Here is a 20,964-nt window from a genome sequence, read left to right on the forward strand (position 1 = left end):
CTGTCTTATTTGGCCGCAGCCTGGCTTTTTTTGATGTTCGCCAAATGTTCCTGATAAGTAGCAGCAAACAAATGCTCCTGGCTGCCGTCCTTTTTCGTTACGTAAAATAAGTAATCCGATTTCTCCGGCTCCAAAGCCGCTTCAATCGACTTCAGGCTCGGCGCTGCGATCGGTCCCGGAGGAAGACCTTCATAAAGATAAGAATTATAAGGACTATCCACCTTGCGCAGATCCGAATTGAGCAACCGTTCTTTCGGTTTGCCGAGCAAATACTGAACGGTCGCATCGATCTCCAGCTTCATGTTCTGCTTCAGCCTGTTATAAATAACTCCGGCAACGATAGGGCGCTCCTTATCGACAACCACCTCACGCTCCACGAGGGAAGCGATCGTCATGATCTGGTTCAGCGAATAACCGTTTGCCTTGAGTTTGGCATCGAAATCCGGAATTTGCTCCAGCTTGACCGAAGTTTCCTCCAGCATCCGCTGAATCATATCCGCTTCCGTGCTTCCCTTCTTCAGTTCATAAGTTTCCGGGAATAGATAGCCTTCCAATCGGTACATCAGTTTGGCGTCCGCAGGAATTTGTTCAAGCAGCGAACTTTCGATGCCGCCGGACGCAGGGTCTTTGACCAGCTTCAGGAACGTTTCGGCGTTCGCGACTCCTTCTTCCTGAAGTTTGTCAGCCATCTGCTTGACCGTAAACCCTTCCGGGATCGTAAAGCGGATCATCTCTTCCGGAACTACGTCCCCACTGTTCAGCTTGGCAATGATTTGATCCGCCGTTGCTCCAGGATTCATTTCATAGGTTCCGGCCTGAAAGCGGCTGCCCTCGGACTTGTATTTCAAGGAAAGCTTAAACAGAAGGCTGTTACGAATAAGTCCCTTGTCCTGCAGTAAATCCGCAATGGCTTCTGTTCCTGTGCCCGGTTCTATTGTGAAGCGGACAGGCTGATCCGATTTGGCAGGAGGCTGAAGCCCCCAGTACACGTAGGCTCCCGCTCCACCCGCAGCTATAATTAAAACCAAAACCACGGCTAAAACAAGACGCATTCCCTTCTTCACCAAGTCAGCTCCTTTACAGCCAAAAAGAGCGGAAGCTCCGCCCTTCTTGGGATACATGCTATATGCCTTCAGACATCCAATAAAGCCGGAGGCCGGCGGGCTTGATTAGCTCTCTTCTCCCACTGTGCTTACTCAGGAAAAGTCAGTTCATCGTACAGTTCGGAAACCTCTTCCCATTCATCGTCATCGTCGATGGTTTCCAAGGATAACTCCCCGTCTGCCCCGGCGACCACCTTCAGAATTTCCGGCTCATCCGACTTTGAGGGGCCATCAGGCTGCAGGACTACATACGAATGTCCAGCTACGTCAAACTCTTTCTCCACCTGATAATAAGTCGATTTCCCTTCATCATCCTGAAGCTCAACGACAGATCCAAAGGTCTCTTGAATTCGGTTCGTCCATACTACACTTTCACGGTTAAAAGCCGTCATTAATCTTCGTCACCGCCGAATTCATCCATCAGCGTGTTGAAGGTCTCTTCAACGATCTCCCATTCCTCATCACTGTCGATCGTATACAATTTCAGATCATCCCCGTCTTCCTCATAACGGAAAGCATAAACTTCTTCTTCGCTTTCTTCGTCATCCGATTCCAAAGGAACAACCATCATATATTTAGCGTCGGAGCCGTCAACCTCAAATTTCATGATGACTTCAAACTCTTCTTCATTGCCCTCGTCATCAGGAATATAAATGATTTCCGGTTCTTCTTCGTTGCCGATGATTTGGTTTGCCATCATTATCACCCTCACCTTATAGTCTTTGAGTCCAAATAATTCTGCAAAATAAGCGTCGCAGCCATTTTATCCACGACCTGTTTGCGTTTGCCCCGGCTTACATCCGCTTCCAGCAGTGTTCGATGCGCTGAAACCGTCGTGAGCCGCTCATCCCAAAGGTGAACAGGCAATTCCAATTGACCACGCAGTTTATCGGCGAACGCCATGCAAATCTCGCCCCGGGGTCCGATCGTGCCATTCATGTTCTTAGGCAGTCCTACCACGATCTCGTTAATCTCGTACTGTTTAACCAGCTCGGCAATCTTGACAAGCTCTCCCTCATCGCGGCGTTTCTCCAGCGTATCGATTCCCTGAGCCGTCCAGCCCAGTTCATCGCTTACGGCTACGCCGATCCGGCGATCACCATAGTCGAGCCCCAATATCCTCATTCTACAACTCCTGTCGAAAAGCTGAAGCCTCTGCTTGAGGATTAACGGTTATGCCTCATATAGAAGCGCACCAGTTCCTCAATGAGCTCATCTCTTTCTTTCTTGCGTACAAGACTTCTGGCATTGTTATGCCGCGGGATATAAGCCGGGTCTCCCGACAGCAAATATCCGACAATCTGGTTGATTGGATTGTATTCCTTCTCCTTCAGCGCTTGGTAAACGGTAAGAAGGATTTCCTGTGCGGACGCCTCCTGCTCATCGCCGGTGACGTTAAACTTTACAGTTTTATCCATGGAGTCCATCATGCCACCTCAATTCTCGGCCACAACGGCCTAAAGCCGTTATGCCTATAAAGACTAAGCCGTTCCCGCCGGTTTCGGGCCAAGCTTATATCATTTACTATACCATATCGGGGCTCCGAGAAGGAAATAGGAAACTAGAAAATTTCCCGACAATCGGAGCCCCGCAGCCTTTTAAAATTAAGCTTGAGCCGCTACCAGCTCGCCGGCCAGTTTAAGCGCCTCATCCAGCTTGGAGGCGTCTTTGCCGCCTGCCTGCGCCATGTCCGGACGGCCGCCACCGCCGCCGCCGCACAATACGGCAATTTCTTTCACCAGCTTGCCTGCATGCAGACCGCGTTTCACATCCTGCGGCGGTACCGCTACGACAAAGTTAACTTTGTCTTCGGCAGCTGCGCCAAGCACCAGAACCGCGTCCGGCACTTTCACCTTCAGCTCGTCCGCCAGCGTGCGGAGCGCATCCATGCTGGATGCCTGTACGCGTTCGGCCAGCAGCTTGGTTCCGCCGACTTCAACGACGCGGCTCGTCAGCTCGCCGGCTTCGATTGCGCTCAGCTTGCCCTGCAGCGATTCGTTCTCGCGGGACAACTCTTTGACCTGCTGATGCAGCGCTTCGATCCGTTTAGGCACTTCGGTTACATTGGACTTCAGCAAAGCTGCAGCATTCTTCAGCACATCAAGCTGCTCGTCCATGTACAGGTAAGCATAACGGCCGGTAACCGCTTCGATCCGGCGTACGCCGGAGCCGATGCCGCTTTCGCTGACCAGCTTGAACAGTCCGATTTCGGACGTGTTCTGCACATGGCAGCCGCCGCACAGCTCAAGGCTGTAGCCGCCGACTTGGACGACGCGGACAATGTCGCCGTATTTTTCGCCGAACAACGCCATGGCGCCCATCGCTTTCGCTTCGTCGATCGGTTTCAGCTCGATTGTGACTTTCAGGCTGTTCCAAATCTGCTCATTGACGCGGCGTTCGATGTCCGCCAGCTCCTCAGGCGAGATGCTGCCGAGGTGAGAGAAGTCAAAGCGCAGACGCGCCGGCTCCACCAGGGAACCCGCCTGGTTGACATGGGTGCCAAGCACTTCTTTCAGCGCTTTGTGCAGCAGGTGGGTCGCCGTATGGTTCTTCACAATATCGGAGCGTTTCGAATGGTCAACTTCGGCATTGACGGTTGTACCCGTCCGAAGTTCACCTGTTTCCACCGTGATTTCGTGTACATGCTGGCCGTGCGGCGCCTTAAATAGACCCGACACTACTGCGGTTCCGCTTTCGCCGCGAATCCAGCCCTGGTCGCTGACCTGGCCGCCGCTTTCCGCATAGAAAGGCGTAGCCTGCAGGATTACTTGACCGGTTTGGCCTTCGGAGAGCGTGTCCACAAAGGAATCGCCGGAAATAATCGCCAAAATTTTGGAGGATGCCTCCAGCTCATTATATCCAATGAAATCTGTTTTAGTCGTGAAGTCGGCCAGTACACCGCCTTGGACCTTCATGCTGCCGCCTGTATGAGACGCCGCACGCGCCATGTCGCGCTGCTTCTGCATCGCCGCTTCAAATCCTTCGCGGTCGACCGTCAGGCCGTGCTCCAAAGCGTAGTCTTCGGTCAGATCCAGCGGGAATCCGTACGTGTCGTACAGCTTAAACGCATCAGCGCCGCCGATCACCGTTTGGCCCGCCTCTTTGGCCTCCTTGGAGACCTGCTCCAGAATGGCAAGCCCGTCGGTCAACGTTTCGTGGAAACGTTCTTCTTCGCCGCGGATCACCTTTTCGATGAATTCGCGTTTGGTGACTACGTCCGGATAGAATTCGCCCATGATTTGTCCAACCGTCTCTACAAGAGAGAACATGAACGGACGGTCCAGTCCGAGCATTTTGCCGTAACGGACAGCGCGGCGCAGCAAGCGGCGGATGACATAGCCACGGCCTTCATTGGAAGGCAGCACGCCGTCAGCTACCGCAAACGCAACAGTACGGATGTGGTCGGCGATAACTTTGAATGCAACGTCAAGCTCGGCGTCTTTGCCGTATTCCTTCTTGGCGATTTGAGCTGTCTGCTGAATAATCGGCACGAACAGATCGGTATCGAAGTTGGAGTTAACGTTCTGCAAAATCGAAGCGAAACGCTCCAGACCCGCGCCTGTATCGATATTTTTGTTTGGAAGCGGCGTATAGCTGCCGTCTTTGTTATGGTTGAACTGCGAGAATACGAGGTTCCAAACCTCGAGGTAACGTTCATTTTCCCCGCCCGGATACAGCTCCGGATCCTCAGGATCATTGCCATAGGCCTCGCCGCGGTCATAGAAAATTTCCGTACAAGGTCCGCAAGGGCCTTCGCCAATATCCCAGAAGTTGTCCTCCAGCTTGATAATACGGCTTGCAGGCAGGCCGATCTTCTCGTTCCACAGCTTGTACGCTTCTTCGTCTTCCGGGTAAACCGTAACAGACAGGCGCTCTGGATCAAAACCGATCCAATCTTTGCCGGTCAGGAATTCCCACGCCCAGGTGATGACTTCTTCTTTGAAATAATCGCCGATAGAGAAGTTGCCCAGCATTTCAAAGAATGTATGGTGGCGGCGCGTCTTGCCGACGTTCTCAATATCGTTGGTACGGATACATTTCTGCGAATTCGCGATCCGCGGATTCTCCGGCTTCACGCGGCCGTCGAAATACGGTTTCAGCGGCGCCATGCCGGCGTTGATCCACAGCAGGGATGGATCGTTATGGGGAACCAGCGAAGCGCTCGGCTCGATCGAATGTCCTTTGGACGCAAAGAATTGCAGCCATTTGGAACGGATTTCACTTGCTTTCATTTACGTTTCCTCCTGTATTTGAAAATAGAAAAAACGCCCCTGAAGATCAGGGACGATTGTCTCGCGGTACCACCCTGGTTATCAGCTGTCCGGAGTTCGTCCCTGCTTAAGGGAACTATCCTCTGCTGATCGCCTTTGCCGATTCTGTAACGGGAATCCCCGGCGGAGTTTGTCCGCACTCTGAAAGCAGCTTTCGGCCCTGGCCTTTATTCCGGTTCTCTCACCCGATGCCGCAGCGCTTCCGGCTTGCACAGCCTTGGAAACGGAGACAGCAAAGGAACCGCTCGCTGGTGAATGGATCAGGACTTACTTGTTTTCATCTTCGTGTTGGTTGTTTAATAGAAGCGCTCCAATAAGCGCACAAAATCAATATTAGTATATAAGCCCGCGGCGCAGCCTGTCAATCGTGAGCCTATACCGTTTTCCGGCGGATGTAGTAGGCGTAGAAGTGCTGGATCACGACTTTAATGACGGCGAAAAAAGGAACGGCCAGAATCAGGCCCGGAATGCCCCCGATTTCCCCGCCGACCAGCAGCGCAAAGATGATGAACATCGGATGCAGATGCAGCGTCCGTCCGACAACCTGAGGCGAAATAATATTGCTTTCAATAATCTGGCAGGCCATATTGACGATAACGACGAACAACACCATTTTCCAGGAAATTGTGGTTGCGACCAGTGCAGCCGGGGCGGCCCCGAGGAAGGGCCCCAGATAAGGAATGATATTGCACACCGCCACCACGCCGGCGAACAGCAGCGCATAAGGCATACCGATAATCATGTAGCCTGCATAAGCCAACACACCGATGATGACGCAGACCAGGAATTGTCCCCTCACATAATTGCCGAGCGCTTCATCAATTTCCTTAAGCAGGCCTACGATGGATTTGCGGTGCGATTTGGGCAGGCAGCGGATCAGCATCCGCTCGAACACTTCAAAGTCCTTTAGCATGTAGAAGATCAGGAACGGGATGATAAAAGCGTTGAACATCACGCCGATTGTCGTGCCGATGTTGTCCAGGAAACCGGAAATCCCGGCCGCGAGCCGCTGTTCGGCCTGGTAAAACCAGTTATTCATCCCCATGCGGATGCCCTGCGGCAGCATCGGATTATCCCATTTGTTCATAATCTGCTGCGTATGCATCGTAAACTCCGGCAGGTGTTCGCCCAGCTCACCCAGCTGCTCGATGAACATCGGAATCATATTCATTAGAATGACGGTCAAGCTGGTCAGGAAAACGGCATAGATCAGCAGTACCGCCATTGTTCTCGGCACTTTACGCGAATTCAGCATTTTGACGATCGGATTAAGCACATAAGAGATGATGATCGCGATGAGAAACGGGGCAAGCACCGCTTTTAGAAAACTGTAAACAAGTCCGAATAATGGCCTGAGCAGCCAAATAAAATATAAAATAATCAGCGACAGCAGCACCCAGCAGCCGTAGCGGAACAATCTGCTTTTGTAAAATGGCTCCATTGTAGCTAATCCCTCCCCGCCAGCGGACTGGCTATATGTCAGTATATGCCGCTGCCGCCCAAAATAACCCGGAAGCAGACAGAACAAACGGACAAACAGAAGGGAAAACAACGCCGGCGCCCGCCATTTACAAGAAATCAAAAAGCAGACCGCCGTGTTTAGCCAACACTGATCGGTCTGCCTGATAAGAAACCCCTATACAGTTAAGCGGCTATGTAGTTGAGCATCAGGAAGGGGCATGGAGCTCCGGATATTCCTGCACCATTTCGTCCCCGAAGAACAAATCGTCCAGCGAGCTCAGCGTGCCGTCTTCTTCCACCTGATAGACCGACATTTTATCGCCGTTTACGGTCAGTTCAATAAAGCAGCCCCAGCAGTAAAACTGATGGGAACCAATTTTTCCGATATCTTTAGAATTGCAGTTTGGACATTTCATCATCATATTCAACACCATCTCTCCGATAAATTAACGGTTCTCCAGCCGCTGCTCGCTAAAGGCAGGGACCATCACGGCATTTTCGCCCTTAACAATATCCCCGGTAAAAGGCAGCAGCTTCCGTCCTTCCACCAAGTCGGAGATAAAACCGTCACTAATTTCAAACCCTGTTATTGTATTTCCCAAATGTTGGTCAAAATAAACATCACTGACGTGACCAATCATAACTCCCTCACTGGTCAGCACTGGGAGTTCCTTTACCTTGCCGCTGCCAAGCGCAAAAGTAAGTTTTATATGTTCAGCATCCATTTTGCGGACGGCTTGTTTATTGCGGATCATGACGGCGTCTTCGCCGTAAGCGATAATGTCTTCCCAAAGCACGGCTTTAATTTGAGGAGAAAATAAGGTTTTCCCTTCAAGCATAATGCCTGCAACCTTCCAGTCTTCGCTAAGGAGCACATCCAAAACCTTGCCGATCTCCTTGCCATTATCCACATCAAACACCGGCAAACCGATCATTTCCTGCAGCTTCATGGCATGGGCACCTCCTCTAGAAATTCAGCGACCCCCTTTCCCGGTATAACGTAATAGAACCCTTATCGTCTATTACGAATCCGGGCAAGGATGGTTCCAACTTTTTGCGCCGTTTGCTCCATTTCCTGTGTAGTATTACCCAAACCAAAACTAAAACGAATCGCCGAGCGCAAAAATTGTTCCGGCAGCTTCATCGCCTCCAGCACATGGGAAGGTTCCAGTGAGCCGGAGGTGCATGCTGAGCCGCTCGCAACCGCAATCCCTTCCATATCGAGATTCATCAGCATCGTCTCCGTTCCGACCTCCGGAAAGCTAATGTTCAGAATATTCGGCAGATGCTCTGTCGGATGCCCGTTTACATGGTAATGCTCGGGGCCGACTTCGGTGTTCAGGCCGTGTAAAAGCGTTTGGCGCAGCGTTTCATAATTCGCCCGTCTGCCTTCCAGATCTGCGGCTGCGATTTCAGCAGCCTTCGCAAAACCGGCCAACCCAGCCATATTTTCCGTGCCGGCCCGGCGTTTGCGCTCCTGGTTGCCGCCGTAGAGGATCGGGTCAAGCATGGTACCACGTCGGAGATAAAGCGCTCCTACCCCCTGAGGTCCGTTGATTTTATGGGAGGATACGCTGAGAAGATCCACCGGCAGGTCCTTCATGGATAAACGAATGCTTCCGAAGGCTTGTACCGCATCCACATGGAACAAGATTCCGTGTTCTTTAGCCACCGCTCCGACCGCCTCAACCGGATGAAGGGTGCCTACTTCATTATTGCCGTACATAAGGCTGATCAGAATCGTATCCGGCCGAATTGCTTCCTTAACCTGCTCCAGATGAACCTGGCCGTACCGGTCGACCGGAAGGTAGGTCACTTCAAAGCCCAGCTGCTCCAAGCGTTCGCAAGCATGCAGTACTGCATGATGTTCAGTAGCCGCCGTAATCATATGTTTACCCTTACCGGCGTTACGGCAGGCGGTTGCGGCTCCGAATAAAGCCAGATTATCACTTTCGGTTCCGCCCGAGGTAAAGATCAGCTCGTCCGGCCCGCAGCCGAGCGCAGCGGATACCTGATCCCTCGCCCCGTTGACGATCCGTTTCGCGTCCCGACCAAAGGCATGCACACTGGAAGCATTCCCGACCTTTCCTTTCATAATTTCAAGCATCGTTTCCGCCACAAGCGGATGAACCGGCGTGGAAGCCGCGTGATCCAAATATATATGATTCATAATGGAAGACTCCTTAAATTCAAATCAAGAATAGATGTACAGGCGCTTATTTCATTAATCAGTAAAAGTCAAACCCGCGCTGCATCCCTTAGTATAGTCTTTTATACAGTCACTTACAACGGAATAATCCGTGACTCTTAAATTTTCGCCAGCTATTCAGGACTTAAAACCCAAAGCGGTAAAAATCCCCCCGGCAGCAAGCATCCGTCCATTAAAATTGCTTGCCCCCATTCAAAAAAAACGCTATGGGACAAGGTCCCCGCCTATGATAATATAATAGTTAACAATCTAGAATCAGATCAAAAGACCACTGCCAACATCGCCATGTGAAACCGCTTACCATAGATATACGAAACAAGCAAAGGGGAGGGCGCCTTATCGTGTCAAAACCATCCATGAAGCCATCCGTTGTATCCCGATTCTCCATGAACTGGAGCCACTTTAAGTCCAAGCTTCTGCTGAAGTATATACTTTCCTATCTCCTGATGTTCTTAATTCCTTTAACAGGGGTTACTCTATTCGTTTATGAAAACGCAGTCAACAGCCTGCGCTCCGAAATTGAACAGTCCAACGTCAACCAGCTGAATCAAGTCAAAGCCACCCTGGACGACCGGATGTCCGAGCTTCAACAGATCGCGAGCAAAATCTCTTACGACGAGCATCTTACCCCTTATATGGTTCACCATCCTTATTACGGTGTCGAGGCGATCCGTTCCCTGGCCAGCTATAAGGCCAACAGCGGGATTCTGGAGGACCTGTTCTTGTACTTCCATAATGATTCTCTTATTTATTCGTATCGCGGACTGGCTGACCTGGATGTAACGTTTAACCGGATGTACCAATTTGAGAACTGGAGTGCCGAACAGGTGCGCAAGGATCTCAACGAGCTGAATCATCCCGTGATGATGCCTGCCGAAAAAGTCACGGTCAGCTCCAAGAAAGAACCGATGCTCGCCTTAATCGTACCGATTAAACCCAATGATCCCTATCCTTACGGAAGCATTTTATATTTAATGAAGGAATCGACGCTGATGGGGGTCATGGATTCGATTCTCAACGACTATTCCGGTAGCAGTTATATTTTTGATGAGAACAAACAGCTGCTTACGGCCAACAACCATGGGTTTAACCTCCCTGAGAGCGAGCTGAATTCACTTTCGTCGCTGGATCCGGGGATCCATAGTTTGACGCTGAGCGGGGAGCCGTATTCCGTAGTTTCAGTCAAGTCCAAAGAAAACGACTGGACCTATATGACCGTAATGCCAAGCTATCAATTCTTCAGCCATGTTTCTCCGATTAAAAGCTTGATCCTGCTGGTCTTCTGTATTGCCGTGCCGATCGGTATTTTCGCAGCTATCCTGCTGGCGAGACGCCAGTATCACCCGATTCGCGACCTGCTTGAATTTGCCGGATTGAAGAATGAACCCGGTGTTAATTTCAAAATGCGCAGCGAATGGGAATGGATCCGTCAGATGCTGCATGACTACAGCGCGCGGATCCATATGCAGCAGCCTTATGTGCGGAATCAATGCCTGCTTCTGCTGCTCAAGCATGGCAAACCCGACGACCCGGAAATCAAGGAAATGGTCGCCGCCTCCGGCCTGGAGCTGCCGGAGAACCGAGGATACTACTTCTGCTTAATTCTCGCTTGGGACGAGGGGCAGGAGTCGGGCCTGTCATGGCGCCATGCAGAAGAAACGCTTAGCGAGTTTGATATTCCTGATTTGGATGCAAAAGCATATGGGCTTGAATTCTCACCGACCGGCCAGTTTGCGCTGATGCTTTCTATAGATGTGGATTCTCCGGACGAAGCTCTTCTTCGGGTTCCGTCCATCGTGGATACCGTTAAGGTGACGCTGGTCGAAAGCTCCCAGCCGGTTCCTTATATCGGCGTAGGAACTTTATATGATGATTTGGCGGACGTGAACCAGTCTTTCATTGAAGCGGCCGCGGCGCTGGAGCACCGGATGGTCGGCTCCAACGGGCGGGTAACGTATTTCGGCCAGCTTGCCGAATTAAACGCCGCTTCTGCGGATACCTACTGGCTGCCGAAATCAGACAGCCTGAAGCTTGTGCAAAGCTTGAAGCAGGGCAATGAAAGTGTAGCCCGGGAGGTTATCTCCAGCATCATGAACGACGTGAAAGAGCAGGCGTTGTCTATGCACCTGCTGCGCTGCGTGTGCTTCGATCTGCTGAATACGCTGCTGAGAACCGCTTCCGAGCTTGGTATGGATGATGTCTTTCAGGATATCGCCAGCTTTACGTCCTTTGATACACTGGAGGAGCTGGAGGCCAAGCTTGGATTCCTGGCCCTGCGGATTTGTCAGCAGGTGGAACACAAGGCAGAAACCGAGCAGTACTCCATGATTGATGATGTCGTGGCTTATGTCGATCAACAATATATGGATTACACTCTTAGCCTGGAGCATGTGGCTCTCCGCTACTCGATCTCCAGCTCGTATTTAAGCCGGATCTTCAAAGAGAAAACCGGCAGCAACTTCTCCCAATATATCTGGCAGCGCCGGATGGATGAGGTTTCACGGCTGCTGGTCACGACCAGCGCCCCGCTGAAGGAAATTATCGAGCAGGTCGGTTACCTGGACGCTCCGAATTTTATCCGCAAATTCAAGAAAGAGACAGGCTACACGCCGGGACAGTACCGCAAGCTGCATGCAGGTGCGCAGCGGTAGCTGTATGCATGAGAGTGGCGGTAATTGCTGCAAGAGAGCGGCGGTAGCTGTCACCATCCACCGCACCTATTATCATTTAACCGAAAAAACACTTCCGTCCGCCTTGGCGGTTTCGGAAGTGTTTTAGTTTCAAACGACTGTTAAGCAGCAAATTTAAATTCCTTAGTTCCCGGTTATCCCTGCGGTTCGTTCAGCACGTAATCGACCAGTTCATCCAGCGGAACCGTCGCCAGTGCAATCGCCGTATCGGTCACGCCGTAATAAATGTAGAGAAGGCCATCTTTGAGCACATTGCCCGTCGGGAAAATGACGTTCGGAATCTGGTAGCCAAATTTCTCGTAATACGTTTCCGGCTCCATGATGAAGTTGCGGGTGCGGGCAATGATCTTTTCCGGATTGTCCAAATCCAGCAGCATGGCCCCTACGCGGTAGACAACCTCGTCATCCACACCGTGGTAGAGCACCAGCCAGCCTTTATCCGTCCGGATTGGCGGCGTGGAGCCGCCGATTTTCCGGGATTCCCAGCCAGGATGCTCCCCTTTGGCGAGCAGCTTTGGTTCTTCCCAGTGGACCAGATCCTCGGAATACGTAATCCAGATCGCGGCTTTCTCCGTGCCGTACGCTTCGCCTACATATTCCTCCGGCCGGCGCAGCATGACGAATTTACCGTTAATTTTCTCCGGAAACAAAATATTGTCCCGGTCGTTAATGTCCAGCGGTGTCGTATCCGCCACAAACTCCCAGTCGAGCAGATTACGGGAGACAAGGATGGAAGAACGGGTCAGCCAGTGCCCCTCCTGTTCTCCCCATCCATCCGGATATTCCGGAAAGGATCGGTCTGGAACCCCGGCTCCCGTCGGATAGTAGTTCATGGCGCAGGGCCGAAGGGCGTAATTCATATAATACGTCCCGTCAATTTTGACAAGGCGCGGATCCTGAACGCTGCCGTATGGGAAACCGAGCATATCCGGCGTCACGATCGGTTCATCCTTCACATGGGTGAAATGGACGCCGTCCTCGCTTTCCAGCAGGCCCAGGTAATTTTTGCAGGGCGTGAGCGAACCAGCGGTCCGCTCCACCATATAAAATTTACCCTCTTCCATAATCACTGCCGGATTAAATACCGTCACTTTACGCCATTCATAGCCGCCCGGGACTACAATCGGATTGTCCGGATGTCTGGTGATCTTCATCTCTCTCTCCGCCTCCTGCGTCAGCTCTGTTTCCAGCGGTCATAAGCCGCCTGATAGATTTCGGCCATACGTTCGCCGCCCATTTTCTTCACGGTATCCAAATATTTATCCCAGTTCGTCAGCGGTTCGGCACCCGTAATAAACTTAGCTTCCATGCTCCGCACGTAAGTGTTCAGATCGGAGCTGAGCGCATTGACTTCCGCCTGCTCGTCTGGCGTCAGGAACAGTGTCGGGAACGGAATGCGGGCCCCTTTGTCAAGCAGCTTCGTTTTGGATTCATTATCAACCCACAAGTCGAAGTCGGTCTTCAGGCCTTTGTAAATATCCGGTGTAGCAATCGTTGGAGCCGGAATGCCGTAATCCGGCGTCAAAGTTGCCCGGTATTCCTCGCGGTCTCCGCCGCCCGGTACAGGCAGATATTGTTTGGTCAGCGTATCCTTGTCTGTATACTCCCACAGAATACCTTCAGGCCCTTTATCAAACATCAGCGAACCTTCATAGGAATACAGGTAGTCCACCCAGCGCATGCTGGCTTCCGGTGCCGGATTTTTATTCGAGATCGCGAAAGCACCTGTAGTGATGCCTCTGTTCTTGGCAATAGCCGGCTTGTCGACCATGTCGCTGCGGACCGGAGCAAACATTGGATCCTCAGTGCTAGGATCTCCGCCTTTGGTCATATAAGCATTCCAGTCGGAGAACAAGGCCACCTGGTTGTTCTGCGCTTTGGCTTTCTTCTGGTCGGCAGTTTGCGAGAAGCTTTCATGGTCCAGCAAATCTTCCTTCCACAGCCGGTTCATAAACTCCAGGTACCCTCTGTAACCTTCCTCAAGCGGGGTGTAATGCACTTTATCCGCGTCATCCACGTAAACTTCTTCATCGTAGATTCCGAAGGCACCCAGCAGCCAGGTACGGACTTCTCTAAGGCCAGTCGGATTGGAAGCCACGGACAGCGGGATTTCGTCGGCTTTGCCGTTGCCGTTCGGATCTTCTTCTTTGACGCGTTTCAGGTATTGATACAGCTCTTCCGTTGTTTCAGGCAGCTTCGTTACGCCCAGCTTCTTCAGGAAATCGCCGTTGTACCACAACGGATTCCGGTACCAGGGCTGGTTGAAGTCGATCACCGGCAGGGAATAGATATGCCCGTCCGGAGCGGTGATGGATTTGCGGACATCCGGATTTTCCTCCAGGACCTTCTTGAAATTGGGCGCATAATTGTTGATAAGGTCCTCAAGCGGAATCAAAATACCCTGCCCGCCGTAGTTCATCTGTTCAGCAGGCGTCAGACCAGCCGCATAAAAGATGTCGGGATATTCGCCGCTGGCGAAAACCAGATTCTTTTTCGTATCAAAGCTGTCCTTGGCGGCATTCTGGAATTCAAAATGGATGTTGGTCTTCTTCTCCATCTCCTGCAGCACCGGCATATCCTCCCAATTCTGCAGTCCAACGTCAGGCGCCATCATCGTGAGGGTAATCGGCTTGCTTACAATCGGGAAGCCGTCTTTGCTTACAGCATCAGCCGCATTCCCCGAGCCGCTTGCGCTCCCGGCATTTCCGCCTCCCCCGCAGCCGGACAGCAAACCTGCCAATAAACCGGCAGACAGGAGCAGGGTCAAACCTTTTTTATGAAACATAGTAAAGTCCTCCCTTTTCAAAGATTGGTGATGGAACCCGTTTCTTCGGAATCCTTATTCTTCCTTGCTAGCATTACTCTCTTTAGTTCGTCATGTTTCTAGCCCTTCACGGAACCGATCATGACGCCTTGTACGAAATAACGCTGCACAAACGGATAAATGACGATAATCGGCAGCGTAGATACAATAATGACCGCGTACTTCACGAGGGAAGCGATTTCCGCTTTGTTGTTCATCGCCTGGGCAATATCGCTGCTGATCGCCGCCCCCGTTGTCTCCGCCGACATTTCCTGCAGGACGAGGATTTGACGCAGCACCATCTGCAGCGGATATTTGTCCGTGTCATTCAGGTAAATCAGCGCCGGAAAATAACTGTTCCATTGGTTCACACCGTAGAACAAGGTCATAACTGCGATAATCGGAGCCGACAGCGGCAGGATGATCTGCACAAACAAACGGGTGTTGGAGCAGCCATCCACCTGTGCCGCCTCCTGAAGCTCCTTCGGAATGGAAGACTGGAAAAATGTCCGGGCCACAATCAGGTTCCAAACAGACACACCGGTCGGCAAAATCAGCGCCCATAACGTGTTGACCAGTCCCAAATCTTTCACAACCAGATAGGTGGGAATCAGCCCGCCGCTGAAAAACATCGTGACCAGAATAAGGGCCAAAAACAGCTTGCGTCCCACCAAATCCGTACGGCTGAGCGCATAAGCAGACGGAATCGTGAGCAGCAGATTGAGCAAGGTGCCCAAAACGGTATAGACGATCGTATTTCGGTAACCCAGCCATATTTTAGGGTTTTCGAACACTAATTTATATCCGTCAAAGGTCAGGCCTTTCGGAAACAGCCACATTTCTCCCGAGCTTACGAATTTGGGACTGCTGATGGATGCACTGATAATGTAGACAACGGGATACAGGACAATGATCAAGGCAATTGCCAGAAAACAGTAAGTAACGACCAGGAAAAAACGGTCCACACCGGATTCCCTGATGGGGCCGGACGCCTTCATTCCTCTTGTAGACTTGGGTCCCTTAAGTACGGTTGCGGTCGCCATAAAACTCCTCCTTTCTCTACCACAGGCTCGTTTCGCTTGTCCGTTTGGCGAGCCTGTTAACAGCGACCAGCAGGATCGCATTCACTACCGAGTTAAACAGACCGACCGCCGTGGAGAAGCTGTACTGCGCGCTGACCAAACCGGACCGGTAAACAAATGTAGAAATAATATCCGAGGAGTCCATATTCAGCGAGTTTTGCAGCAGCAGGACTTTCTCGTAGCCAATGCCCAGAATGTTGCCGACATTCAAAATAAGCAGGATCGTGATCGTCGGAATGATCGTCGGAACATTGATATGAAGCATCCGTTTGAAACGGCTGGCTCCATCCATGATCGCGGCTTCATGAAGCTGCGGATCCACGGCCGACAACGCGGCCAAATAGATGATCGTGCCCCACCCGGTGCTCTGCCAGACACCTGACAAAACATAAACCGTTTTGAACCAGCGCGGGTCCGTCAGAAAATCGGGAGATTGAAAACCTAAAAACTCGATGAACTTCACGATCATCCCCGATGACGGGGAGAGAAACGTAATAATCATCCCGGCCATCACGACCACGGAAATAAAATGCGGCGCGTAGGTAACGGTCTGCACCGTTTTCTTGAAGAAACCGTTGCGGACCTCGTTAAAGGCCAGCGCCAGGATGATGGGCAGCGGAAACCCTACGGCCAGCTCATACAAGCTGAGACTAAATGTGTTCCATAATAAATCGCCGAAATAATAAGAATGGAAGAAACGCTCAAAATGCTCAAAGCCGACCCACGGACTTCCTGTGATGCCTTTCACTGGTGAAAAGTTTTTGAACGCAATCTGTATACCGTACATCGGCCAGTAACAGAACACCAGGAAAAAGAGCAGCGCAGGCGCCAAAAACAAATAAAGCTCCCAGTTCATGAAAATCCGGCTGCTCAGCGTTCGGCCCCCGGTCATGAGTTCGCCGCTTGCCGCCGTGCGTTTTCCTTCTCTTCTCATTTGTTCAGATCTCTCCTTCCTCCTTTTGAATAGAAAAGTTGACCCGGCAGTGTCAGCCTATCCGGACCATCCGGCGCCTCTCTTTATTGCTAGCGCTTACAATTCAAATTGTATGGAATGGTAGCTGACACCGTAAATATGTAAGATCTGAATTGTCAGGTCCGGCCTGGGGAAAAGCCTTGTCAGACAAGGATTTCTGCTTCCTTTCTGTCTTTGATTCCCCCCGGTGACTCCCGGCTGGAATATGTCGTTTTTAACCCCGGATTCCCCGGTTCAAATGATACATATTGTGCTTTCCGCTTCTCTATGTAAATCTGTCTATCGAAGTCTGTCACTGCGAGCCTTTCTATGATATGCCCAACTAACAGAGGATCTAGGAGGATTAAAGATCATGATTACGACTAAGCTGCCTCAAGTGATCGAACAGTTTCTGGACAAAGCCGACCAACGCCTGGCTGCTTATCCCGAGCTCCGGAAGCTCTTCCGCAACTGCTTCCCCAATACGCTGGAGACGACCACCAAACGGCTGGAAGACGGAACTACCTTTGTATTTACCGGAGACATTCCGGCGATGTGGCTGAGAGATTCAACCGAGCAGGTTCGCCACTATATCCCTTTTGCGAAAGAAGATCCGGAGCTGCAGGACATTATGGAGGGCCTGATTGCCCGCCAGATGTTCTATATCAACATTGATCCCTACACCAACGCCTTTAACGAAACGGCCAATGACCGACATTACCGGGCGACGGACGAATGCGATTTGAATCCGTGGATGTGGGAGCGGAAATATGAGCTGGACTCGCTTTGTTTTCCCGTGCAGCTCCTCTATGAATATTGGCAGACAACCGGACGGACGTCCATGTTTGACGATGCCTGCTACCAGGCGCTGAGCAGTATTGTCCAGGTGATCCAGACAGAGCAGCACCATATGGGAAAATCCCCTTACCGGTTCGTACGTCAAACCGAGCTCGAAACAGAGACGCTCCAGAACGATGGCCGCGGGCTGCCGGTGAACTATACGGGCATGAGCTGGTCCGGCTTCCGTCCAAGCGATGATGCCAATCTGTTCGGCTACAACATTCCGTCCAATATGTTTGCGGTTGTCATTCTCGGTCACATCCGGGAAATCGCGGAGGATATCTATAAGGATAGCAGACTCGCCGCACGGGCGAGCAAGCTGCGTAAGGAGATCAATTACGGCATTCGGGCCTACGGCATTTACAACCATCCCGTATACGGCAAAATTTATGCCTATGAAACGGACGGCTTCGGGAATTACTGCCTGATGGACGACGCCGGCACGCCGGGGCTGATGTCGATTCCTTACATCGGTTATGTCACGGCAGATGATCCGATTTACCAAAATACCCGCCGGTTTGCTTTAAGCTTTGACAATCCGTTCTATTTCGAAGGCAAATTCGCCAAAGGCATCGGCAGTCCGCATACGCCGGGCGGCTATGTCTGGCATATGGCCTTGGCCATGCAGGCCATGACCTCGACGGACGACGAAGAGATCAAGGCCCTGATCGACACACTGATCGACACCGACGCCGGCACCGGTTATATGCATGAAGGATTCCACCCCGACAATCCTGCCGATTTCTCACGGCCTTGGTTCGCCTGGTCCAACAGCCTGTTCGCCGCTTTGATCTGCAAAGCGATGGATAAAGGACTGGTTTAGGCGCCGGTTTAGGCGCCGGTTTAGGGACCGGTTTAGAAAGCTAAGCTTCACATAAGAAACAGCCAACCCAGCTGCAGGCCTGCCTGCGTTCAAGGTTGGCTGTCCTCTTTTTCCCCGAATATCAGAAATTATGCCTAAAAACGGTACACATGCCCTGCCTCAAACATACCATATCTCATCAACGGGCATCAGCCTAATTTAGATTGAAGGGTTGGAGTAGAGAAATATGGTATCTTATATGGATTTCACCTCACCTTCCGTGCAGTTTACTTACGATTTGAAGAATAACAATTTCTTCACCAAGGACAACCATAACCTGATCAACGCCCTTGGTGTCCAACAGCTTAATACGCTTGGCAATACCTCTCTGCTTGATATCTACCTCAGCAAATCCAATGTAGTTGAACCGCATACGCATCAAAACGCCTCAGAGCTGGTCTATTGCATTTCGGGGGCTGCCGTTGTTTCGGTGATCAATCCTTTTACAAAAAAGCTCATTAATCTGCCCATTACACCCGGTCAGGTTGCCAACGTGCCTCAAGGCTGGTGGCACTATGAAATCGCCTCGGAGGATAACACGCATCTGCTTGCTATCTTCGACGCGCCGACCCCGGAAGTTATCCTCGGCTCGGATTTGCTCCGCCTGACGCCGGCTAACGTGTTTGCCCACACTTACTGCCTGAACGAAGCGATGGTTAAAGAAACTTTAGCTCCTATTACCGATTCCGTGGTGATCGGCCCTCCAAACAACTGCGTAAACGGCAAACCATCGGGCATTAATGCCAGTATCGGTATCGGACACGGCATGGTGCCCGGATACTACAATCAGCCTACAGCCCGCCAAGACCAGCAGGCTTCGTACAACAACCAGACATATGGTCAAACTTATGGACAGCAGTACGACGCAGGCGCCGGACAATGGAATGGCCAGCAGTATCCTTATAATGAAGCCTATACGGCGCCAGCCCAGACGCAAACACAGACGCAAACGCAAACACAAACGCAGTCCCAGCAGCCGAGATACTACAGCATTTGGGAGCGTTAATCCTGCCGGGCTGTTTGTCCAAGACAATGGCGGAATAGGAAAGCTGTCTAGTCCACCTCAAACTCCCGCAGCATAAGATACAGCATAGTCAAACCAAAGGAGGTTGAAACCATGAGTGAAGTAGGTGGAGTGGGTGCCGGCTACGGCGCTTTCACATCAACTGGCGCTATCCTTGTTCTGTTTATCCTTTTGGTAATCATCAGCCGTTCTTTCCTGGTGTAACCTGCTAAAGGATTCAATCGGCCGATCGTCGACTATTAAGCCAAAAAGCCTCCGCTAACGCGGGGGGCTTTTTGGCATTTCAACTGCTTCCCGGCTCCGCTTTATAGTTTTGTATGCTCAAGACCAGGCAAGTCTTCTCATCTGGCTATCCCTTCGACTCTCCCAGGGATAACAATTCTCTTTCTTACGCCCTGGGCTTTGAGTTCTGTGTTATTATGGATATAAATTCCAATCCAATTAATAAGAGGGAGGTTCATCCCTTTGAGTAAAACCAAATACATACTGCTGAATGGCATGCTCCTTTGGGGCGGGTTGACCTCCACCCTGTTTGTTTCCATTCGTGTACTAGAAGGCAAAATTCATCTAGCCCCGACCGATCTCCTGGTTGAGCTGACTTCTACAGTGCCTGTTTATTTGTTTCTCGGGGGATGTATCGGAGAGGTCATGTGGATCATGAAGCAAAAGAGAGCTGCCACCGGCCAAAAAAAAGAATAGTCCTCCGGCAATCAGAGAGGCTATTCTTTCCGAAACTTATACAAGTACATATGCAAGTTTGAGATGGGACGCTTAGAAAGCACTGACATCCGGATCGGCTGTTTGAGACTGTCTTGGGAATAAAAAGCCTGTGGCATAAGGAGAATATTGACCTTTTAGCCGGAACCCTTTTTCGATCTCCACAGCCGCCTGGCGTGCATCTTCGGCCGTTCTTCTGCCTGTCACCATGTCGTGCATCAAGTTTAAAGCCATAAAATTAGCCGCTTCCAGATCACATTTAGCTGTAGCTTCACCAGCCGTCCGATCGGGATACAAGCTGCCGTCAAACCACGCTAAATCATCGTAAAACTGGACAGGAACCTTGTAATCAATGGTCTGCTCCAAGTAATCCAGATGCGGTGTCGGAGTATTATGAGGCACGGTTTGAAGATGAACAACCGTACGTTTCCACGGGCCATTGTTATACCAAGTAATTTTAGTCCAGCTGAAATCTTGAGGCATGCCGTATTTGCGGATGAACAGATGAACCGTATTCTTTTGCTCCTCTGGCCACGCCGCCAGAATTTGATCTAAAACCGAATGATAAGCATTATTATACACGTGAACAATTCCCTCCCGCTAACAGATACAGTATGGTATGCGGGGCTGGTGCCTAGAGTGACAGTTATGACTTTATTGCTCTATTTAACTTGGTCTGTGAATAATATTGGTTGTTGGGATTAAGGAAACCGCCCCACTTAAAGGACGGCTGAAGCTCATCATGCCGGTGGTTCGATTATTGATGATGCTGGAGTACCACTTTTGAACACTCGAACATTGCCAATATTTTTCTATTTATTATAAAATCATTTTTCCATGTAGGGAGTGACGGTTTTTGCCTAAAAATGAGTCATTATAAATCGGAGGAATTAGGGCATGTTGCTGTTAATCAGATCGTTTCGGCTAGCAGATAATAAAAAGAGCGCCTG

The 20,964-nt window shown here is 51.0% G+C and carries 20 protein-coding genes; 5 read left to right on the forward strand and 15 right to left on the reverse strand.

What is annotated here, in order from left to right:
• Positions 1 to 5: 5 nt before the first annotated feature.
• The 10 genes from mltG to CBE73_RS08470 form a co-directional block, all read right to left on the reverse strand.
• Complete coding sequence (gene mltG, locus CBE73_RS08425) at positions 6 to 1,052, reverse strand: endolytic transglycosylase MltG (protein ID WP_094096205.1); 1,047 nt, start codon at positions 1,050 to 1,052, stop codon at positions 6 to 8.
• A 140-nt stretch (positions 1,053 to 1,192) separates the two neighbouring features.
• A complete protein-coding gene (locus CBE73_RS08430) occupies positions 1,193 to 1,495 on the reverse strand; it encodes a DUF1292 domain-containing protein (RefSeq protein ID WP_094093863.1) in 303 nt (100 codons plus the stop codon).
• On the reverse strand, positions 1,495 to 1,800 hold the full coding sequence (locus tag CBE73_RS08435; protein WP_068700653.1) for a DUF1292 domain-containing protein: 306 nt from the start codon (positions 1,798 to 1,800) through the stop codon (positions 1,495 to 1,497). Before CBE73_RS08435 ends, CBE73_RS08430 begins: the two co-directional genes overlap by 1 nt.
• An 11-nt stretch (positions 1,801 to 1,811) precedes the next feature.
• Complete coding sequence (gene ruvX, locus CBE73_RS08440) at positions 1,812 to 2,228, reverse strand: Holliday junction resolvase RuvX (protein ID WP_094093864.1); 417 nt, start codon at positions 2,226 to 2,228, stop codon at positions 1,812 to 1,814.
• 41 nt (positions 2,229 to 2,269) lie between these two features.
• Complete coding sequence (locus tag CBE73_RS08445; RefSeq protein ID WP_094093865.1) at positions 2,270 to 2,530, reverse strand: IreB family regulatory phosphoprotein; 261 nt, start codon at positions 2,528 to 2,530, stop codon at positions 2,270 to 2,272.
• 177 nt (positions 2,531 to 2,707) lie between these two features.
• On the reverse strand, positions 2,708 to 5,335 hold the full coding sequence (gene alaS, locus CBE73_RS08450) for an alanine--tRNA ligase (protein WP_094093866.1): 2,628 nt from the start codon (positions 5,333 to 5,335) through the stop codon (positions 2,708 to 2,710).
• A 412-nt stretch (positions 5,336 to 5,747) separates the two neighbouring features.
• The gene (locus CBE73_RS08455) at positions 5,748 to 6,815 is read right to left on the reverse strand and encodes an AI-2E family transporter (RefSeq protein ID WP_094093867.1); all 1,068 of its coding nucleotides are present in this window, start codon (positions 6,813 to 6,815) and stop codon (positions 5,748 to 5,750) included.
• A gap of 226 nt (positions 6,816 to 7,041) precedes the next feature.
• On the reverse strand, positions 7,042 to 7,251 hold the full coding sequence (locus CBE73_RS08460) for a hypothetical protein (protein ID WP_174704805.1): 210 nt from the start codon (positions 7,249 to 7,251) through the stop codon (positions 7,042 to 7,044).
• A 30-nt stretch (positions 7,252 to 7,281) separates the two neighbouring features.
• The gene (locus CBE73_RS08465) at positions 7,282 to 7,785 is read right to left on the reverse strand and encodes a PRC-barrel domain-containing protein (RefSeq protein ID WP_094093868.1); all 504 of its coding nucleotides are present in this window, start codon (positions 7,783 to 7,785) and stop codon (positions 7,282 to 7,284) included.
• Between the two features lie 62 nt (positions 7,786 to 7,847).
• On the reverse strand, positions 7,848 to 9,005 hold the full coding sequence (locus CBE73_RS08470; RefSeq protein WP_094093869.1) for a cysteine desulfurase family protein: 1,158 nt from the start codon (positions 9,003 to 9,005) through the stop codon (positions 7,848 to 7,850).
• A 380-nt stretch (positions 9,006 to 9,385) separates the two neighbouring features.
• On the opposite strand from CBE73_RS08470, the gene CBE73_RS08475 reads away from it, so the two are divergent.
• The gene (locus CBE73_RS08475) at positions 9,386 to 11,695 is read left to right on the forward strand and encodes a helix-turn-helix domain-containing protein (protein ID WP_308420946.1); all 2,310 of its coding nucleotides are present in this window, start codon (positions 9,386 to 9,388) and stop codon (positions 11,693 to 11,695) included.
• 173 nt (positions 11,696 to 11,868) lie between these two features.
• Here CBE73_RS08475 and CBE73_RS08480 read toward each other — a convergent pair whose 3' ends face one another.
• The 4 genes from CBE73_RS08480 to CBE73_RS08495 form a co-directional block, all read right to left on the reverse strand.
• Positions 11,869 to 12,888, reverse strand: a complete 1,020-nt coding sequence (locus tag CBE73_RS08480; RefSeq protein ID WP_094093870.1) for a glycoside hydrolase family 130 protein — start codon at positions 12,886 to 12,888, stop codon at positions 11,869 to 11,871.
• Between the two features lie 20 nt (positions 12,889 to 12,908).
• Positions 12,909 to 14,519, reverse strand: coding sequence for an extracellular solute-binding protein (locus CBE73_RS08485; RefSeq protein WP_094093871.1), 1,611 nt, complete (start codon positions 14,517 to 14,519; stop codon positions 12,909 to 12,911).
• Positions 14,520 to 14,617: 98 nt separating this feature from the next.
• Positions 14,618 to 15,535: a carbohydrate ABC transporter permease gene (locus CBE73_RS08490; RefSeq protein ID WP_094096207.1), complete on the reverse strand. Its 918-nt coding sequence runs from the start codon at positions 15,533 to 15,535 to the stop codon at positions 14,618 to 14,620.
• Between the two features lie 61 nt (positions 15,536 to 15,596).
• Positions 15,597 to 16,511 carry an ABC transporter permease gene (locus CBE73_RS08495; RefSeq protein ID WP_373286378.1) on the reverse strand — a complete coding sequence of 305 codons (915 nt, stop codon included), beginning with the start codon at positions 16,509 to 16,511 and terminating at the stop codon, positions 15,597 to 15,599.
• A gap of 433 nt (positions 16,512 to 16,944) precedes the next feature.
• Between CBE73_RS08495 and CBE73_RS08500 the strand changes: the two genes are divergently transcribed.
• The 4 genes from CBE73_RS08500 to CBE73_RS08510 all read left to right on the forward strand — a co-directional run bounded on the left by CBE73_RS08500 (position 16,945) and on the right by CBE73_RS08510 (position 19,996).
• Positions 16,945 to 18,234, forward strand: a complete 1,290-nt coding sequence (locus CBE73_RS08500; protein ID WP_094093873.1) for a glycoside hydrolase family 125 protein — start codon at positions 16,945 to 16,947, stop codon at positions 18,232 to 18,234.
• 226 nt (positions 18,235 to 18,460) lie between these two features.
• Positions 18,461 to 19,279: a cupin domain-containing protein gene (locus tag CBE73_RS08505; protein WP_094093874.1), complete on the forward strand. Its 819-nt coding sequence runs from the start codon at positions 18,461 to 18,463 to the stop codon at positions 19,277 to 19,279.
• 111 nt (positions 19,280 to 19,390) lie between these two features.
• Positions 19,391 to 19,501, forward strand: coding sequence for a YjcZ family sporulation protein (locus CBE73_RS22260; RefSeq protein WP_217349727.1), 111 nt, complete (start codon positions 19,391 to 19,393; stop codon positions 19,499 to 19,501).
• A gap of 261 nt (positions 19,502 to 19,762) precedes the next feature.
• Positions 19,763 to 19,996: a hypothetical protein gene (locus tag CBE73_RS08510; RefSeq protein WP_094093875.1), complete on the forward strand. Its 234-nt coding sequence runs from the start codon at positions 19,763 to 19,765 to the stop codon at positions 19,994 to 19,996.
• A gap of 72 nt (positions 19,997 to 20,068) precedes the next feature.
• Here the strand turns inward: CBE73_RS08510 and CBE73_RS08515 are convergent, their stop codons facing one another.
• A complete protein-coding gene (locus CBE73_RS08515; protein ID WP_229752687.1) occupies positions 20,069 to 20,596 on the reverse strand; it encodes a hypothetical protein in 528 nt (175 codons plus the stop codon).
• Positions 20,597 to 20,964: the final 368 nt, after the last annotated feature.

Origin of the sequence: Paenibacillus physcomitrellae, assembly GCF_002240225.1 — a bacterium.
Classification (GTDB): domain Bacteria; phylum Bacillota; class Bacilli; order Paenibacillales; family Paenibacillaceae; genus Fontibacillus; species Fontibacillus physcomitrellae.